General features: G+C 68.8%; 16 protein-coding genes, 1 tRNA gene and 1 pseudogene. 2 read left to right on the top strand and 16 right to left on the bottom strand.

All coding sequences use genetic code 11. From position 1 onward, the window contains the following. Nucleotides 1–53: 53 nt before the first annotated feature. From ACFQGD_RS11440 to ACFQGD_RS11395, 10 genes are all read right to left on the bottom strand, one after another. Nucleotides 54–686, bottom strand: a complete 633-nt coding sequence (locus tag ACFQGD_RS11440; RefSeq protein ID WP_345400366.1) for a hypothetical protein — start codon at nt 684–686, stop codon at nt 54–56. Then, entirely contained in the window at nt 683–1927 is a 1245-nt protein-coding gene (locus ACFQGD_RS11435; RefSeq protein WP_345400369.1) for an MlaD family protein, read from the bottom strand. The genes ACFQGD_RS11440 and ACFQGD_RS11435 overlap by 4 nt, the downstream gene beginning before the upstream one ends. Beyond that, nucleotides 1927–2976: an MCE family protein gene (locus ACFQGD_RS11430; protein WP_345400372.1), complete on the bottom strand. Its 1050-nt coding sequence runs from the start codon at nt 2974–2976 to the stop codon at nt 1927–1929. Before ACFQGD_RS11430 ends, ACFQGD_RS11435 begins: the two co-directional genes overlap by 1 nt. Then, nucleotides 2976–4052, bottom strand: coding sequence for an MlaD family protein (locus ACFQGD_RS11425; RefSeq protein ID WP_345400375.1), 1077 nt, complete (start codon nt 4050–4052; stop codon nt 2976–2978). Before ACFQGD_RS11425 ends, ACFQGD_RS11430 begins: the two co-directional genes overlap by 1 nt. Continuing rightward, nucleotides 4049–5041, bottom strand: coding sequence for an MCE family protein (locus ACFQGD_RS11420; RefSeq protein WP_345400378.1), 993 nt, complete (start codon nt 5039–5041; stop codon nt 4049–4051). Before ACFQGD_RS11420 ends, ACFQGD_RS11425 begins: the two co-directional genes overlap by 4 nt. Continuing rightward, nucleotides 5038–6060, bottom strand: coding sequence for an MCE family protein (locus ACFQGD_RS11415; RefSeq protein WP_345400381.1), 1023 nt, complete (start codon nt 6058–6060; stop codon nt 5038–5040). Before ACFQGD_RS11415 ends, ACFQGD_RS11420 begins: the two co-directional genes overlap by 4 nt. Next, complete coding sequence (locus ACFQGD_RS11410) at nt 6057–7295, bottom strand: MCE family protein (protein ID WP_345400384.1); 1239 nt, start codon at nt 7293–7295, stop codon at nt 6057–6059. Before ACFQGD_RS11410 ends, ACFQGD_RS11415 begins: the two co-directional genes overlap by 4 nt. Continuing rightward, nucleotides 7292–8140: an MlaE family ABC transporter permease gene (locus ACFQGD_RS11405; RefSeq protein ID WP_390183546.1), complete on the bottom strand. Its 849-nt coding sequence runs from the start codon at nt 8138–8140 to the stop codon at nt 7292–7294. Before ACFQGD_RS11405 ends, ACFQGD_RS11410 begins: the two co-directional genes overlap by 4 nt. 14 nt (nt 8141–8154) lie before the next feature. Beyond that, nucleotides 8155–8997: an MlaE family ABC transporter permease gene (locus tag ACFQGD_RS11400; RefSeq protein ID WP_345400390.1), complete on the bottom strand. Its 843-nt coding sequence runs from the start codon at nt 8995–8997 to the stop codon at nt 8155–8157. Between the two features lie 186 nt (nt 8998–9183). Next, a complete protein-coding gene (locus ACFQGD_RS11395; protein WP_390183520.1) occupies nt 9184–10098 on the bottom strand; it encodes a cation diffusion facilitator family transporter in 915 nt (304 codons plus the stop codon). Nucleotides 10099–10267: 169 nt separating this feature from the next. Between ACFQGD_RS11395 and ACFQGD_RS11390 the strand changes: the two genes are divergently transcribed. Next, a tRNA-Arg gene (locus tag ACFQGD_RS11390) sits at nt 10268–10340 on the top strand. A gap of 64 nt (nt 10341–10404) precedes the next feature. Next, nucleotides 10405–10680, top strand: a complete 276-nt coding sequence (locus ACFQGD_RS11385; protein ID WP_345400396.1) for a hypothetical protein — start codon at nt 10405–10407, stop codon at nt 10678–10680. Between the two features lie 252 nt (nt 10681–10932). Here the strand turns inward: ACFQGD_RS11385 and ACFQGD_RS11380 are convergent. From ACFQGD_RS11380 to ACFQGD_RS11355, 6 genes and pseudogenes are all read right to left on the bottom strand, one after another. After that, nucleotides 10933–11991, bottom strand: a pseudogene (locus ACFQGD_RS11380) (recombinase family protein); the annotation flags it as partial. Next, a complete protein-coding gene (locus tag ACFQGD_RS11375) occupies nt 11991–12488 on the bottom strand; it encodes a recombinase family protein (protein WP_345400402.1) in 498 nt (165 codons plus the stop codon). The gene ACFQGD_RS11375 and the pseudogene ACFQGD_RS11380, both read right to left, overlap by 1 nt. A 93-nt stretch (nt 12489–12581) precedes the next feature. Further along, nucleotides 12582–12746, bottom strand: coding sequence for a hypothetical protein (locus tag ACFQGD_RS11370; RefSeq protein WP_345400405.1), 165 nt, complete (start codon nt 12744–12746; stop codon nt 12582–12584). A gap of 32 nt (nt 12747–12778) precedes the next feature. Then, nucleotides 12779–13540 carry a recombinase family protein gene (locus tag ACFQGD_RS11365; RefSeq protein ID WP_345400408.1) on the bottom strand — a complete coding sequence of 254 codons (762 nt, stop codon included), beginning with the start codon at nt 13538–13540 and terminating at the stop codon, nt 12779–12781. Between the two features lie 328 nt (nt 13541–13868). Continuing rightward, nucleotides 13869–14876, bottom strand: a complete 1008-nt coding sequence (locus ACFQGD_RS11360) for a TRM11 family SAM-dependent methyltransferase (RefSeq protein WP_345400411.1) — start codon at nt 14874–14876, stop codon at nt 13869–13871. After that, nucleotides 14876–15508 carry a class I SAM-dependent methyltransferase gene (locus ACFQGD_RS11355; RefSeq protein ID WP_345400414.1) on the bottom strand — a complete coding sequence of 211 codons (633 nt, stop codon included), beginning with the start codon at nt 15506–15508 and terminating at the stop codon, nt 14876–14878. Before ACFQGD_RS11355 ends, ACFQGD_RS11360 begins: the two co-directional genes overlap by 1 nt. Nucleotides 15509–16397: the final 889 nt, after the last annotated feature.

Genomic DNA, 16397 nt, shown 5'->3' with positions numbered 1-16397 from the left:
CTTCTTACCGGTTCTCCCGCCGTCGGCGCGGGGGCCAGTTCCGTCAATTCCGTTCACGCGAGATCGTAGCGGTCAAGTAGCCATTCTCCGTCGACCTCGCGCAATACCAGCCGCATCCGATTCCGGTCGATGCGCGGCTGCGGCGTGTGCACGTTCGTGATGGTCTGGTCGACGAACGCGACGACGACCGCCCTGTCCTCGGTCAGTTCGGCGATCCCCGCGTCGCGCACGGTGCCCTCGGACGTCGCCTTGCCCTCGACGATCACGTCGGCCAGCTGCTCGGAGCGCTCGTCGCGGTAGACCTCGGCCCACTTCTCGGTCGACCGCGCGATCACGCGGTCGAAGTTCTCCTCGATCTTTCGGTAGTCGTAGGTCGTGACGTCGACGGCGATCTGCTCGGCCACCGACAGCACCTCGTCACGCTGCGCGGACTCCCCTCGCTCCGACCACCACAGCACGCCGAACGTTCCCGCCGCCCCCAGCAGCACGACGATCACGAGCACGAGCGTGAGCACCACCCCACGCCCCCGCCGCGCCGTGTCCGACGTTCCCGACGCTGTGTCCTGCACTCCCGACGCTGTGTCCTGCACTCCCGACGCTGTGTCCTGCACTCCCGACGCTGTGTCCTGCATTCCCGACGCCGTGTCGTCCTCTCGGGGCACCGGGGATGGCCGTTGGATCGTCATGGCTGCACTCCTTGCAGATAGATCGCCTGCCACGAGTCGTCACCGAGCACGTCGGCCTGACCCCCGCCGTGGCCGAGCCGCACCGAACCACCGCCGGGCACGGCAGCCCGGCCGGTCGCCGGGTCGGCCATCGTCACGACGGGCCGCTGCCGCGCCTCGTCAGGCCGCGGCGCGTTCGTCGCGCCCCGCACCGGTACCTCGCTCGGGCAGTGATACGTCAGTTCGGGCTCCTTCGGCTCGGTCTGCTGCGGAGTCCTACGTGGCGAGTCGTAGTAGCACACCGGTCCCTGCGTCACCACGAACTCGAAGTTCGCCGTGTTGCCTTCACCGATCGTGGCCAGCTCCGCGAACGAGCGCGGGATGAAGATCAACCCGTGTTCCAACGCCGGGATTCTGGCGGACACGATCTGCGCCGGGGTCACCAGATTCGCCAGTAGCACACTCACCGACGGTTGTGTCTCCCGCAGCAACGGCACCAGCCGCTCGGTCAGCGGCGGCACCTGCCGCGCGAGCTCGACGCCGTCCGGGGCGACCGTGCGCAACTGCTCGCTGATCCGCGCCAGCGCCCGTGCGATGCGCGGCAGCCTCCCGGTGTCGGAACCGGTGGCGTCGAGGAACTCCTGGCCGTTGCCAACGAGACTACGCGCGGTCGGTTCCAGCTCCATCAGATCATCGACCAGCGCGAAGCTGTTGTCCGCGAGCCGTTCCAGCTCCGGCGCGGTACCCGCGAGCCCGGTCGACAGCTCCTCCGCGATGACCGAGACGTCGTCGATGTCGATGGAGTCGGTCAGCTTCATCAGGTTGATCAGGACTTCTTCCAGCGCGAGCGGTCGGCTCGTCCGTTTCGGCCCGACCGTGGCGCCATCGGCGAGGTAGGGCCCGGAATCGTCCGGCGGGCGCAAGTCGACGTGCTTGAGCGCCACCGGGGTGTCCTGCGCGACGGCGATCTCGGTGTCCGTCGGCACCTTGACGTCGGCGAGCACCGATAGCTCCACCCGCACGCCGTCATCACCCGGGAGCGCTACGACATCGGTGACGTCGCCGACGGTGACACCCCGGTAGGTGACTGGCGACTTCGGTGTGAGGCCGCCCGCGTCGTCCATGAGCACGGTGTAGTGGTTGCGGGGTGCCACGACGTCGGTGCCCACCGCGTTGACCGCGACGTATGCGGTGCTGACCAGCGCGATCACCAGGAACAGCGCGATCTGCCCGAGCGGCAGCCGTTGCTTGAGCCTCGCCATCAGCGCGCTCCCTTCCGCAGCAGCCGCTCGACGGCGTCCGCCCCGGAACCGGTCGCCGAGGAGCCGCCGCCGGGCAGGTAGTCACCCAGCCCGGTGAGCACGCCGGTCACGCTCTCGGGGACGTTCGCCAGGCCGTACAGGTTGAGGTAGTCGCCCGGCGCGGCGCGGCTGAACACTCGCTCGAACGTCTCGAACCGCCGCAGCGTCGCGCCGAGTTCGCCGTCGACGGCGGCCAACTCCCGCAGCACCGGCTGAAGCTGGCGCACCTGCCGTGTCATCGTGCCCCTGGTCTTGCGCAGCGCGGTGTTCACCTCGCCGGACAACTCCGTGACACTGCCCATCAGTCGTTCGACGTCCCCGTACTGGCGGCGCACCGCGTCGACGGCGGGCCGGAGCGTGCGCAACGCCTTGCGCAGCACCGCACGGTTGTCCGACACGGTGGCACCGAGTTTGTTGAGCGAGCGCAGGGTGCGAGTGAAATCGCCGGTGCGCCGTTCGATCGCGCCGAGCACGGTGTCGAGGCGACCAAGCAAGGCCCGAGCGGTGTCGTCGCGGCCGTCGAGCATGGTGTTCAACTCGGTGACGATGGTGCGTGCCTGTTCGATGCCGCTGTTGTTGAGCACGTTGCCGAGCAGCGCCATGGTGTCCTCGATGCTGGGGCTCCGCTCGGTGTCCGCCAGCGGGATGCGCCCGCCGTCGCCGATCAGCGCATCGTCGTCGGAGCGCGGCGGGTGCAGCGCGACGTACTGGTCGCCCAGCGCGGTGCTCAGTTCCAGCCCCGCCGTGGTGCCGCGCGGGAGTTTGACGTCCTCGCGCATCACGAGGACGACGTGGGCGACGAAGTCCTTGGCTGTCTTGGACTCGACCCTGCCAACGGTGGCGGGGCCGATGCGGACCTTTCCGCCGATCGGCAGTCCGGTAGCGTCGGCGAACTCGGCGGTAATCCGGTACGACGGCCCGTCGACGTCCCTGCCGACGGAGGCGTTCTGCAGGCTGAAGCCGCACCCTGCCAGCAGCAACGGCGCGAGAAGAACAGCGATTAGACGCATCAGCCACCCCCTCCCAGCAACGTGGGCGGCAGGGTCGGGGGCAGCTCGATCGGGTTGTAGAGGCCCCTGCCCTCACACAGCCAGAGCGCGACCTCGGCGCACAACCGTTGGCCCCATTCGAACTGCGAGAGGTTGGTGGTGAAGTCCAGCCGGATGCGGAGCTTGCCGTCGTCGGTGACGGCGCGGGTGATGTTCTCCGCGGCGAGCGGGAAGGTGTCCATGATCTCCACGAGCTGCCGCTGGTGCTTGGCCAGCTCAACGGACACATCGGCGAGCCGGTCGACGTTGTCCGACATCGCGGCGCCGTGCCGCTTCACCAGGTCGCCGACCTCGGTGAGCACGCTGGACAACGAGCCGATGGCGTTGGCGATGTCGTTTTCCTGCCGCGCGAACTCACCTGCGACGTCGTCGATCGAGCGAGTCAGCGAGTCGACCGTGGACTTGTTGTCCGCGAGCACGGCGACCAGCTTGTCCAAGCTGGTCAACAGCCGCTTGACGTCGGGCATCGACCCGCCGATGACGTCGGTGGCCTGCGACAGGTTGCGGATTGCCTCCCGCAGCTTCTCGCCTCTGCCGTCGAGCAGCCTGGCCGCGTTGTCCAGCACCCTGCCGAGCGAACCGTCGGAGTTCGCACCCTGCGGACCGAACGTCGTCAGCAGCTCGTTGACCGACTTGACCAGCGTGTCCCACTTGATCGGCGAGTGCGTGCGGTCGAGTCCGATCACCGCGCCGTCGTCCAGCCTCGGCCCGCCCTGATACGGCGGGGTCAGTTCGATGTATTGGTCGGAGACGACGTTGGGCGACATCACCCACGCCTCCGCGCTGGCGGGGATCTCGGTGTCGGCGGGCAGCGACATCGTGATCCGCACGTGGTCGCCGCGCGGTTCCAGCTCCTCCACCGTGCCGATGTTGACGCCGAGGACGGCGACGTCGCTGCCGACGAACATGCCGTCGGCCTGCGCGAACAGCGCGTGCACGGTGAGGCTGGGCTGCGGCCGCACCCAGAGGTAGAGCCCGGCGGCGGCCAGCGTCACGACGACGAACGCGGCGAGCGCCCTGCGTGGGATGGCGGTCATGAGCACCCCCGAACGACGCCACTCAAGCACAGCACGTTGTCCGGCACGATCGCGGCGGGACCGACGACGTCGCCCCACGGCCCGTGGCCGAAGGTGTTGGAGATATAGCGGGACGCGGGCGCGAACTGGGTGAGCGTGGCGTTGAAGTCCCGCTGCGTCTTCTTCAGGGTTTTCGTGATGGTGGTCAGCCGGGTGAGCAGTGACTCGATGCGTGGCCGGTTGACGTCCAGAAAGGACTCCAGCTGCCTGCTCAGCGCGGCGATGTCGCTGATCAGCGTGCCGATCGCCGCGGAACGCCGGGACAACGTCGAGGCGATCAGATCGGCGTCGCCCAGCAGCGAGACCAGCGTGTCCTTCTGCTCGAGTAGGCCCGTGGTGACTTGCTCCGCGCCGTCGATGAGGTCGGTGAAGGCCTTGTCGTGCTTGACGAAGACCTTGCTGGCGCGCGCGATGCCGTCCAGCGCCTGCCCGGCGAGCTGGGGGTCGGGCGAGTCCTGCTCCAGGGTGTCGAGCAGGCCGCGCAGCGCGTCGAGGTCGATCTCCTCGGTGGCCTTCGCGGCCGAGCGAGACAGGTCGTCCAACGAGAACGGCACCGAGGTGCGCGCCACGGGGATTGGGGTGTCTGGGTCGAGTTCACCGCCGCCGCGCGGAACGAGGTCGAGGTAGCGCTTGCCCAGCACGGTCTGGATCTTGATGCCCGCCGTCGTCTGCTCCCCCAGCGTGCGGTCGGACTCCATGCGGAAACCGACAAGCGCGTGCGTACCCGCCAGCTCGATTGTGCTGACCCGCCCTGACGGCACGCCCGCGATGTAGACCGGGTCACCGGTGCGCAGCCCGGCCGCGTTGGCGAACTCGGCTGAGTAGTGCGTCGTACGGGCGTAGAAGACGGCCTGCGGCAGCAGCAACGACGAGGCGGCGACGAGCGCGACCACCAGCGTGCCGATGATCGCCAGCTTCCTCGGGTCGCGCTCCCGGAACGGCACCCTCATGCCTGGCACACCTCCGAATGCGGTCCCACGCTGGTGTCGATGTCACCGAGCAGCGGCGCGCCGGACTCGATGATCATGGTGCACAGGTAGACGTTCACCCATGCGCCGTACTCCGCGACACGGTTGACCGACGTGAACAGCTCCGGCGCGGCCTGGATGGTGCTGGCGAACTCGTCGGAGTTCTTCGCGAGCGTGCCCGCGAACCGGTTCAGCGAGCGCAGGTCGTTGTCCAGCGCCGGCCGGAGGTCGGTGACCAGCCCGGACAGCCCGCGTGCCAGCTCGCTGGACGCGTCGATGACGGTGCCGATCTGTTTCCTGCTGTCCGCCATCCGCTTGGTGAGGGCGGCGAGGCTGTCGACGAGCCGCGTGAAGTTCGGCTCGTTGCGCAGGGCGAAGTTGGTGACCTTGTTGAGGTTGGCCAGCACTTCGCCGATGAGTTCGTCCTGGTCGGCGATGCTGGTTGTCAGTGCGACGACGTGGCTGAGCAGGCTGTCGATGGTGCCGCCTTGCCCCTGGAACACGGCGACGAGGTGTCGGGCGAGGGTGTTGACCTCCTTCGGTTCCAGGGTGTTGAACACCGGCTGGAAGCCGTTGAACAGCTCGGTGAGGTCGACGGCGGGCTGGGTCCGTTCCAGGGGGATCACCGAATCCTCTGGCAGCTCGCCGCTGGCCGATTCGCCGGGCTTGAGCGCGATGTAGCGGGCGCCGAGCAGGTCGGCGTAGCGGACGTGCGCTTCGACGTCGGTGGGCAGCGTCTGGTCGTTGGTGACCTCGAAGGTGACGGTGGCGTGCTCGCCGGTGAGCTCCAGCCGGTTGACCCTGCCGACCCGCACGCCCGCGATTCGGACGTCGCTGCCTTGCTTGAGACCGACGACGTCGGTGAAGGCGGCACGGTAGGTAGTGGTCGACTGGCCGAGCGGCCGGTAGAGGGTGTTACCGACCAGCACGGTGCACAGCCCCGTGACCAGTAGGAAGACGCCGAGCTTGACCACTGTGGACGTCATGGACTCGCGGTTCACGGGATCACCACCGAGTTGCCACGCACGAGCGGTCCGAGCAGAACGCCGACCATGCCGTCGGACTCCTCGTCCTGGCCGCCCGGCGCGGCACGCAACAGTTCCGTGAGCGTCTCGGACTCCTGCTCGCTGCCGACCGGGCCCGCGGTGCCGCCGTATCGCACGGTCTGATCGCCGGATTGTGTGCCAGTGGGGCAGTTCGGGCCCGCCTGGTCGCCGTAACGGGGGCAGTCCGCCCGCGTGTACGGGCGAGGTTCCTTGGTGGTGAGGTTGGCCCTGATCCGGAACCACGGCCCGGTCTGGAACGTGGGGATGCCCGCTTCCAGCAAGGTATGGGCGTTGCGCACGGCGTCCGGCACCGCGCGCGGATGGCGCGCGAGCGTGTCCACGACGGGACCGGATGTGTGTAGCAGCTTGATGAACCGGTCGGTGTTGTCGGCAAGGAATCGGGTGCTCTCGTCGCTGACGGCGATGCCGCCGGTGAGCGCGCCCGCGAGGGTGTCTTGCTCCGTGACGACGAGTTCGGACAGCGCGATGGCGTCCCGCATCGCTTTGATGCCGTGCGGTGCGGCCTCGGCGAGCTGGTCGCTCAGGGTCGTCGTGGTTGTCGCGCCGTCGTCGACGAGGTCGAGCAGGCCCGGGACGTCGTCGGTCAGATCGTGAAGCTGGTCGATCATCCGGCCGAACTTCTCTCCCCTGCCGTCGAGCAGTTGCGCCATGGCGTGCAGCGCGGTCGCGATCTGTTCCGGCTTGATGCGATCGAGTAATTCGGTGAGCCGCACGTACGCCTCATACAGCTGCACGGTCTCGGTGGAGGTGTCCGGCATGAGGGTGTCGCCGTCGGAGATCGGCTCCCCGACGTCACCGTCCGGCGGTGGGATGAGCTGGACGAACTGGTCGCCGAACAGCGTGCGCGGCAGCACCCGGACCTGCGAGCGTTCCGAGATCGCGTCGGCCTGCCGCTCGTAGATGCGCATGGTGACGTGGGCGGTGGTTTCCTCGGTCTCGACGCGGATGACCTTGCCGACGACGACGCCCTTGTACTCGACGGGAGCCTGCTCGCTGATGCCGACGTTGCTCGCGGGCACGGACGCGGTGATCTCGGGATAGCCGGACAACGCGCCGGTGCTGGCGATGGTGATGTAGACCATCACCGCGATCACCAACAGGCACGCGATCGCGCCTCGGATGGCGAGCGCGAGCTTGCTCAGCGGTTTCCTTGGTCCGGACCGCCTCATGCCTCACCCCCGAGACCGGGCAGCTCCATGAACACGCCCCAGAACGCGAACGTCAGCAGGATGTCGACGATCATGATCATCACGATGCTGGTGCGCAGCGCGCGGCCCGCCGCCCTGCCGACACCTTCCGGCCCGCCGCTGGCGTTGTAGCCGTAGTAGCAATGGATCATCGTGACGACCATGGCGAGTATCAGCGCTTTGAGCAGCGATAAGAAGACGTCCTGGGTGGGCAGCATCAGCTCGAACCAGCGGTCGTAGTTGCCTGACGACTGGCCGTTGACGTTGACGACGATGAACCGTGTCGACGCGTAGGCGGCGAACAACCCCACTAGGTAGAGCGGGATGACGGTGAGGAACGCCGCGATCATGCGGGTGGTGACCAGGAACGGCAGCGAGTTGACCGACATGACTTCGAGCGCGTCGATCTCCTCGGAGATCCGCATGGCGCCGAGCTGGGCGGTGAAACCGGTGCCGACCTTCGCCGCGAGCGCGATGCCCGCCACAACAGGCGCCAGCTCGCGGGTGTTGACCAGGCCGGACACCGCCCCTGACAGCGGCGCGAGCCCGACGAGGTCGAGGCCGCGGAAGCCTTCCAAACCGACCTGCGCGCCGCTCACGAACGACATCGCGAAGACGACACCGACGGTGCCGCCCGCGGCGAGGATGGTGGCCGTGCCGAAGCTGATCTCGGCGATGAGCCGGACGATGTGGCTCCAGTACTTCGTGATCGTCATCGGGATATAGCCGATGACGCGAGCGTAGAAGACCAGGTGGTTGCCGACCTCGGCCAGCCGCGAGCCGACCGTGTCGGCGGGCCGCGCGAGGCTCGTGCCGATGCGCCGCATGCCGGGAACCGCCACTACGCACCTCCCGGCGGCAGCAGCAGGGCGTAGACCTCACCGACACCGACGTTGACGAAGAACACGAAGATGAACGCCATGACGACGGCCTCGTTGACCGCGTTGCCGACACCACCGGGACCGCCCTTGGCGGTGAGCCCCTTGGCACAGCAGGCGACCGACGCGGTCAGTCCAAACAGGATTGCCTTGATCTGCGCGACGATGAAGTCGTTGATCGATGCGAAGTCGGTCATGGTGTCGAGGAAGCTGCCCGCCGTGACGTCCATCGCGGTGACCTGGAACAGGAAGCTGGCGCCGATGCCGAGCGCCATGACCAGACTGGTGAGCAGCATGGTGACGACGACGGCGGCGACGATGCGAGGCACGACAAGGCGTTCCAGCACCGAGATGCCCATGACCTCGAGCGCGTCGACTTCGTCGCGGATCTTGCGAGCGCCGAGGTCGGCGGTCATGGCCGAGCCCCCGACGCCAGCGATCATCAACGCCGAGACCAGCGGCGCGGCCTGGCCGACGATGAGGAAGGCGACGACGGCGCCGCTGTAGTTCTCCGCGCCGACGTTGGACGCCAGCGAGCCCACGATCACGCCGACGACCACGCCGAACGGGATCATCACCAGGATCGCGGGGATGGAGCACACCGAGGCGAGGAACTGGAGCTGGACCAGGAACTCCTTCCAGGAGAACCTGCGCCGGGTGATCGACGTCCAAACCGCGACGACGGTGTCCGCCGCGAAGCCGACCAGCTCGCCGAGTTCCTGGACGCTCGGGGAGACCTTGCGTTGTTTGCGCGGAGCGCGCTGCCGCCGGGCCGTCGCGGGATCCCGCTCACCGACAGCCGTCATCCGTCCCTCCGGTCCTCAACTGGCGGCCCCTCGATCGGCCTGCAACGACATAACGAACGTTTTGTGGTGCAAGTTACGTGCAGACGTGCACGAAAACAAGACTTGCGGCGCAGTCGATCGTGTTGCGGGCACCTTAAAGCGGACGCGGCGGGTGCGCCGGGTGAAACGCGCGGGGGCCCGCGGACGTCACCAGGTGAGGTGGTCGCAGCGGCGCGCAGCGTCACAGCTTTCGATTTGCAGCGTTGCGTGCTCGATGTGGTAGTCGTCGGCGAGCACCCGTTGCGCCGCGCGCAACACACCGGTGCCGTGCGCATCCTTGTCTACGGCGATGTGCGCCGACGCGACCTCCATGCCCGAGGTCAGCGTCCACACGTGCAGGTCGTGGACGTCGTTGACGCCGCCGATCGCTTCGAGCTTGGTGGCGACCTCATCGACGTCGATGCGCTCTGGCGCGTGTTGCAGCAGGATGCGCAGCGACCGACGTGCCAGCGTGATCACCCGAGGCAGCACGAACAGCGCGATCCCGACACCGACGATCGGGTCCGCGTAGCGCCACCCGGTCAGCAACGTGACGGCCCCGCTGATCAGCACGCCGAACGACGCGACGAGGTCCGCGAGCACCTCAAGGTAGGCGCCACGCAGGTTGAGGCTTTCCTTGGCGCCGGTGCGCAGCAGCACGAAAGCCACGGCGTTGGCCGCCATACCCGCCAAGGCGACCAGCAGCACGGGCAGACCGGACACCTCGGGCGGGTCTTGAAACCGGCGGATCGCCTCGAACAGCACGAACCCGGCGACACCGAACAGCAGCAACGCGTTGATCAGCGCGGAGAACACCTCGCCCCGATACATGCCGAACGTCCTTGTCGACGTCGGGGTGGTGCGTTTGGCGAGCACGATCGCGAGCAGGGCGACGCCGACGCCGAAGATGTCGGTGAGCATGTGCGCCGCGTCGGACAGCACCGCCAGCGAGTTCGTCAGGAAGCCGACGACGAACTCCAGCACCATGAAGCTGAATCCGATGACGAACGCGGCGGCCAGGTGTTTGATGTAGCGGCCGGACGCACTCGCCGGCTCCACCGACGGGCCGTGCTGATGTGCCACATAACCTCCCGTGTCGTCCCCTGCCAGGAACATATTGCGAAGTATGCATAAGTGCAACTGGAGGGCGCCGGGATGTGTCCCACCTCGCACGGTAACGCCGGCGACCCTCAGTGCGACGGGCGACAACCGCATGCGATAGGCTTTCGCGGGAACACACCGAGCACGGTGAGCCCTCGTAGCTCAGTGGATAGAGCACTGCCCTCCGGAGGCAGGTGTCGCAGGTTCGAATCCTGCCGAGGGCACCGATCCATCCAGTGTGCGAACCTTTCGCTCCGTAGTCGAGCCTGGTGACGCGGCTGCGGAGCGTTGGGTTGGCACATCGGCGTCGCCGGGGATGACGAACGTGGGCAGGGCCGTTTCCCGGCTGGTGATGTCGACCCGGTGGACGAAGGTTTGCATGACGCGGCGGAGGGCTTCCACGCTGCCGGTGTCGGCTGCGGCCTCGATGTCAGCGCGGAGCGTTTCCAGGACGGTGGTGTCGGGCAGTTCCGGCGCGGTGGCCTCGTCGATCAGCAGTCCGAGTTCGTCGCGGCGGGCGCGTTGTTCGGTGAGCTTGGTGGCGAGTTTCTGGACGCGGGGTGAGCAGACCTCCTCTTTCATGGTGCCGTTTTCGAATGCGGTGAGGTAGCGGTCGATGGCGTCCTCGTTCTTGGTGATGTCGCGTTCCAGTGCGGCGAGTTCGGCGGTGTAGGTCGCGCGTTGGTCATGGAGCTCGCTGGTGGTGTTCGCCAGGCCCTGCTCAATGAGATCGCTCCGGGTCAGAGTGTCCACAAGCGAGGCCAGTACGGCGTGTTCGAGTTGATCGGCGGGCAGCCGGTCGGCGGAGCAGTACTCGGTGCCGTAGCGGTGCCGGGTGAAGCAGGTGTAATAGCGGTACCGGTACTTGTTGCCCTTCGCGGCGGTGCCGAGGTAGCGCTTGCCGCACTTGCTGCAGAACAGACGCCCGACCAAGGTGTAGTCGGAGTTGGCGATGGCGCGGTGCCCGGCTTCGTCGCCGCGGGCGTCGAGGATGTCCTGGGCGTCGTTGAACAGCTTCTCGCTGATGATCGCCGGGTGGTGATCCTCGACTTTGTACCAGCGGTCGCGGAACCAGATCTCGCCGAGGTAGGTGCGGTTACGCAAGACCGTGAGCACGGCAGCCTTGGACCAGGGGTTCCCGGCCTTGGTGCGGTAGCCGTCGGCGGACAACTGCTTAGCGACGAGCTGCGCGCCGAGCTTGTCCTTGACGTACATGTTGAAGATGCGTTCCACGACGGGCTTTTCGTCGTCGATGATGGTGAGCTTGCCGCTGCTGCCGACTTCGTAGCCGTGGGGGCGGTAGCCGCCGGGCCATTCGCCGCGGGCGGCCTTGCGCTCCATGCCGTTGATGACGCGGTCGATGATGGTGGCGCGCTCGAACTCGGCGAACACCGCCAGCATCTGCACCATCATGCGACCGGCCGGGGTGGCGGTGTCGAAGGGCTCGGTCGCGGACCGGAACGCCACGCCCGCGTCTTCGAGTTCGGCGAGGATCTCCGACAGGCCCCGGATCGATCGGGACAGCCGGTCCACGCGGTAGACCAGCAGCACGTCGAACTTCCCGACCCTGGCGGCAGCCAGGGCGCGTTTCAGGGCGGGCCGGTCGGTGGTCGCCCCGGATTTCTCATCGATGTAGGGCTTGCCGACGAGCTCCCAGTTGTCTTGGGAGGTGACGTAGTTGCGCAGCTTGAGGTTTTGGGCTTCCAGTGAGAAGGGCTGGTGCAGCTCGTCGGTGGAGATCCGGAGGTAGATCGCCACCCGCAGCGGTGGGCTGTTCCCCTCTTCGGCGCCGATAGTCGCCTGGGGCTGGGTGGCCTGGTTACTCCGAACCCGGGGGCGACGCTGGCGGCGCTTGGGCGCGGTAGGTGCCGACATCACCGCACCCCCCGACGACGCGCCTCCCGCCGAGCCATCCGCTCACGGCGCGCCCGTTCGCGGCGCACCTGTTCGCGGTGCTCCTGCTCGTACTGGGCGAAGGCGGCCATCAGCCGCATGACCATCCGCCCGGTGACGCTGGTGGTGTCGAAGTGCGACTCGGTGGCCGATCGGAACGCCACACCTGCGTCGTCCAGCTCGGCGAGGATGTCGCTCAGCTCGTTGAGGTTGCGCGAGACCTGGCTGGCGCTGTCGACGAGAAGGAGGTCGAATTCTCCGGCGCGGGCGTCGGCCAGCGCGCGCCGCAGCTCGGGGCGGGTGGCCAGTGGGCCGGGTTCGGGGTCGCGGTAGGTGCGCTTGATCTGCCGCCAGGTGGGGTGTGCGCTCAGGCAGGCACGGATCGCGGTGGTGATGCCGCTGCCGACGAGGTAGACCGCGACGCGGGTCCGCGAGGTGCGCGGTGCCGGTTCGGGTTGCGGCGCGTGGGTGTTGCTCATGAGACCGTCCTTGGTTACGTCGTTGGCCCCAGGCCGGTCGGCCTGGGGCCAACGACGAACGCTCGACTCCTCGGTAAAGGGCAAGCTGCTTAATCAGGTGCTTCGGCGGTGGTCACCGCGCTCGGCGAGGCGTTGCTGGTGCCGCTGCTGGAACGACTCGTCGGCCAGCACCTCGTTGAGCCATTGCGCGAGGACGGCGACCGCGGCGGGCCGGTCGGCCTCGGGCATCGGCAGCACGGTGGGCGTCTCGACGGTCACCTCAGGTCGGCGGTAACCGCGTCGTCCGCGGCTCACTGAGTCGGCCCGTCGTGGTGGAGAGCACCGTGGCCGGTGGGCGCCACGGCTGGCCGCTGCGGTCCGGCTTCTGAGGGCCGCGTCCGGTGTCCCGGGTGGAGCCGGTAGTAGCTGTCCCAGAACTGCGCGGGGCCGATCAGCGCGGGGTGGGCTTGATCGAGCGACCAAGTCCAGTGCCGCGGGGGTTGCGGGACTCCGTGGTGGGTGCGGCCGTGGACGACGTAGCCGAGATAGGCCGGATTGGTGAGCAGACCGCGCACGACCTTGGCCGTCCAGCCTCGCGGCGGCGGGTAGAGTTCGGGCTCGGCTGCCAGGCGTGCGGCGATCGCCGACGGTCCGGATCCGTCTTGGTGCCAGCGGAAGATCACCGGAACAACGCGGGCGCAGTCTTCGTCGGTCACGAGACGCCGGAGCGTGCGGGTGCGTCCCTCGTCGTCGGTGACGTGATGGAGGTGCACCTGGTAGCCGTACGGTGGCGGCCCTGCCCACCATCCGTCGATCGCGTCGAGGTAGCGGCGATACCACGCGCGGAAGGCGAGTTCGCGTTGGTAGCCGCGGATCGCCGCGGTCTCCAGGCGGTGCCGTTCTTGCACGAAGACCGGCCACGCGAGGTCGCACACGAGGCGGTACAGCCAGGTGCGCACCGGGCGGGGCTTGTCGGTGACAGACTCGCTCCACGGTGCCCACCCGTCGTCGTGTTCCACGACGATTGGAGCGTCGTGGGCAGTGCCGGGCGGCCGTGCGTGCAGTGTGGACATCAGCGCGACGCTCCCCTCGGGTCGCGGCCGTGAACGAGGGGCTCGTGGGTGAGATGCCAGCACCAACAGCGGTGACAGCGGTAGGCGCGGGTCTCCAGGCGCCGACCCGGACGCGGGCGGGACCAGATGTGACCCAGCACCTCGTCGGCCTGCGCGCGACTGGCGTACGCGCGCTTGCCGGAAGCACACTGCACGCGCCGCAAGAACCGCGGGAGCCGCTGCCGCGGAAGCCGCTCCCGACGCCCACCTCGCGGTCGGCCCCGCCCGTCCCGCACACCCACGGCGAGCGGCGCGACGAAGTCGAGACCGACCGCCGTCTCCACGCCCATCACGACCGCACCCCGGCCGAACCCTCGGCGCCCCCACCGTCCACACTGTCGGCGTCCGGCGCTGGACCAGATCCATCCTCGGACCCCGCGGGACGGTGCTTCGGTTTCCCTGAACCCCCGGCGCCCGCCCGGAGAACCAAAATGTCCTCGTGCGCGATGACCCAGGCGGGCACGCCGCGGTCGCGGAGCTTGCGCACGTAGTCCAACTGGAAGAACGACGAACGCGGGACGAGCTTGCCGTCGCGCAGTCCCGCCAGAAGGCCGACGCAGCGCTGAACGGGATCGAGCCCGGCGTTGATCGCCGCGTCCAACGTGAGTGACGGGAAGTCGATGAGTTCGCCGTCGACACGGAAGGGGCGGGTGGTGATGGCCACGACTCCGCCGGGGCGCAGCAGCGGGACCGCCCGGCGCAGGATGTCGGTGAACCCGCGCAACAACATGGGCAGGCTGCGGTGCGCGAGGTTCGCACGATCGCGGCTGTACCGGTTGTCGGACTTGCGCACCGGACGGTGCCCGGGGGCATGCACCTGGCCGTGAACGCTGGACCCATACGGCGGGGAAGTCACCAGCAGCCCGACTCGCCCGGCGTAACGGTCGGCGAGGTCAGGCAGGACCTGGCGGGCGTCGCCGACGTGCACCGCGCCCCGACCGGTCGCCTCGTCGAGCGCGGCGAGGGTGAGGTTGGCTTCGGTGACCTCGGCCCACCGGTTCTCGTACTCGATGCCGAGGGCGTCGCGGCCCTTGCGGACGGCTTCAACCAAGGTGGTGCCAACCCCGCACATCGGGTCGAGAACGAGGTCGCCGGGCGCGGTGAAGGTGTCGATGGCGTGGCGGACGATCGCGGGCAGCATCTTGGCTGGATGCGCGGTCGCCTCGGGCACGTACCGGGTGCCGCGCTGGGTACGCGGGGCCTGCTGCGCGGTCGGCCACACCGTCACCGGCAGCTCGACCAGAGCGTCGCTGCCGCGGGTCAGCGCCTGCTGCGGAATCGGCTCGTAGGTACTCATCAGGCAGCGCCTCCGAAGTCGGTGTGGAACACAAGCAGGTCCGTGTGGGCGTCGGCGTGCACCGCCTCGGCGGGCAACGTGACCGAGGCCGGCGGACTCGAGACGAGAAGCCGGTCGCCCTGGACGTGGGCGAGCACGGCGATGATGTGCTGTAGGTAGCTCAGCCCGGCGTTGGTCGCGGCGGTCACTACCGCCCCGGTGTGGTCGGCGAACCGGCCCGCCCCGGCGGGACTGCGGGTGGCCACGACGAGCACCCCGCCGGGCGCCAACCAGCGCGCCCAGGTGGTGTAGGGCTGGCCGTCGGCGTCGATCCACGGGGCGGGGAGCTCGGCGGCCAGCAGCAGGTCTACCGACCCGGGTTCCGGCGTGCGCGCCCCACCGCCGACCCGGTCGCGGTGGCCACCGACGGTGACCGTCTCGGGGTCGACGCAGAGGACTCGACGGTCGCCGACCGTGTCGGCGACCGCGGCGATCCGGGCGGCATCCGGACCGGTCACCGCGACCGTGTTCCCACGCGTGGTAAAGGCGGTCACGGCCTGCGTGACGAGGCTGCGGGTGAGGCCCTCGATCAGCGGCGGCAGGCCGTGCTCGTCGGCCAGCGCGGGTGCGCACAACCAAATTCCCAGCGGCACGGCAGCGCTTTTCCGCGGGCGTGGTTGTGGGTGTTCTTCGATTTCTGTTGCGGATTCCGGCGAGAAAGGAACAACGCTCATCGTGAGTGTCCTCGCAATTCGCGGTTGCGGGCTCTGACACTGCTCTAAAGCGCGGTGTTGCGCCGGATTTTGCAGACGAGTTTGAACTTTTTTTCCGGACGGCCGGATGCGCCCTGCTCGGAGGGGGTGCCGTAGTGGGGGCGACGCCTGCCCCGGGCGTCGCAGTGCCCCCGTGGCGACCGCGCTGGCGATCACAACCGCGGGTGGCGCGCACCGGCCAGGAGTGCCTGCGTTCGCGTCCGGCAGGAGGGCTCGATCAGCGGTGCGCACACCCCGGTCGAGTCTTCGCGCTGTGCGTCGCCGACGGCGTGCGCGCGCCGAGGGACAAGGGTCGGTCACGGTGGCGGATTCGCTCGCGAAGCTCTCGCTTCCGGTGCCCGGGTGCTTGCGGTCCGGCGACGCACGGGGCCGCCGGACCGGCGTCGCCGTGCCACGGGTCCAGACCGACCGAGCGACCATCTGGGGCGCCTCGCCTGGGGTGCGCGGAGCCCGGCGCGCGAGCGTCATCGGACCGCGAGACGCGCCGCGCGGGATGCCCGCGCCCATGCCTCGTTACGGTCGAGCCACCGCGAACGTCGGAGGCTGACAGGGCGGCGGCGCACCGACTCCGGTGTCGGCTCCCACCCGCCGCGCGAGCCGCGGCGTGGCCCGCCCCGCGAACACCCGGCGTCCTGTCCGCGCGGCGCCGCTGGAGCAATCCCCCCGGCTCCACCGAGAGCACCGCCGACGTGGCCACGGGGCCGTGCCGGGGCGGGCCGCTCACGGCGGCGTTCACCACCCCCAGTCCTGCCTCCGCGGCCCGCTTCGC

This window comes from Haloechinothrix salitolerans, assembly GCF_042662605.1.
Taxonomy (GTDB): Bacteria; Actinomycetota; Actinomycetes; order Mycobacteriales; family Pseudonocardiaceae; genus Haloechinothrix_A; species Haloechinothrix_A salitolerans.
The sequence above is the reverse complement of the archived record's forward strand: the minus strand, read 5'-3'. Positions and strand labels throughout refer to the sequence as shown.

Bases quoted from the DNA above. Each gene is read 5' to 3' on its own strand.
- ACFQGD_RS11440 (WP_345400366.1), bottom strand. From the start codon at position 686: ATGACGATCCAACGGCCATCCCCGGTGCCCCGAGAGGACGACACGGCG.
- ACFQGD_RS11435 (WP_345400369.1), bottom strand. From the start codon at position 1,927: ATGGCGAGGCTCAAGCAACGGCTGCCGCTCGGGCAGATCGCGCTGTTC.
- ACFQGD_RS11430 (WP_345400372.1), bottom strand. From the start codon at position 2,976: ATGCGTCTAATCGCTGTTCTTCTCGCGCCGTTGCTGCTGGCAGGGTGC.
- ACFQGD_RS11425 (WP_345400375.1), bottom strand. From the start codon at position 4,052: ATGACCGCCATCCCACGCAGGGCGCTCGCCGCGTTCGTCGTCGTGACG.
- ACFQGD_RS11420 (WP_345400378.1), bottom strand. From the start codon at position 5,041: ATGAGGGTGCCGTTCCGGGAGCGCGACCCGAGGAAGCTGGCGATCATC.
- ACFQGD_RS11410 (WP_345400384.1), bottom strand. From the start codon at position 7,295: ATGAGGCGGTCCGGACCAAGGAAACCGCTGAGCAAGCTCGCGCTCGCC.
- ACFQGD_RS11405 (WP_390183546.1), bottom strand. From the start codon at position 8,140: ATGCGGCGCATCGGCACGAGCCTCGCGCGGCCCGCCGACACGGTCGGC.
- ACFQGD_RS11400 (WP_345400390.1), bottom strand. From the start codon at position 8,997: ATGACGGCTGTCGGTGAGCGGGATCCCGCGACGGCCCGGCGGCAGCGC.
- ACFQGD_RS11375 (WP_345400402.1), bottom strand. From the start codon at position 12,488: ATGAGCAACACCCACGCGCCGCAACCCGAACCGGCACCGCGCACCTCG.
- ACFQGD_RS11365 (WP_345400408.1), bottom strand. From the start codon at position 13,540: ATGTCCACACTGCACGCACGGCCGCCCGGCACTGCCCACGACGCTCCA.
- ACFQGD_RS11360 (WP_345400411.1), bottom strand. From the start codon at position 14,876: ATGAGTACCTACGAGCCGATTCCGCAGCAGGCGCTGACCCGCGGCAGC.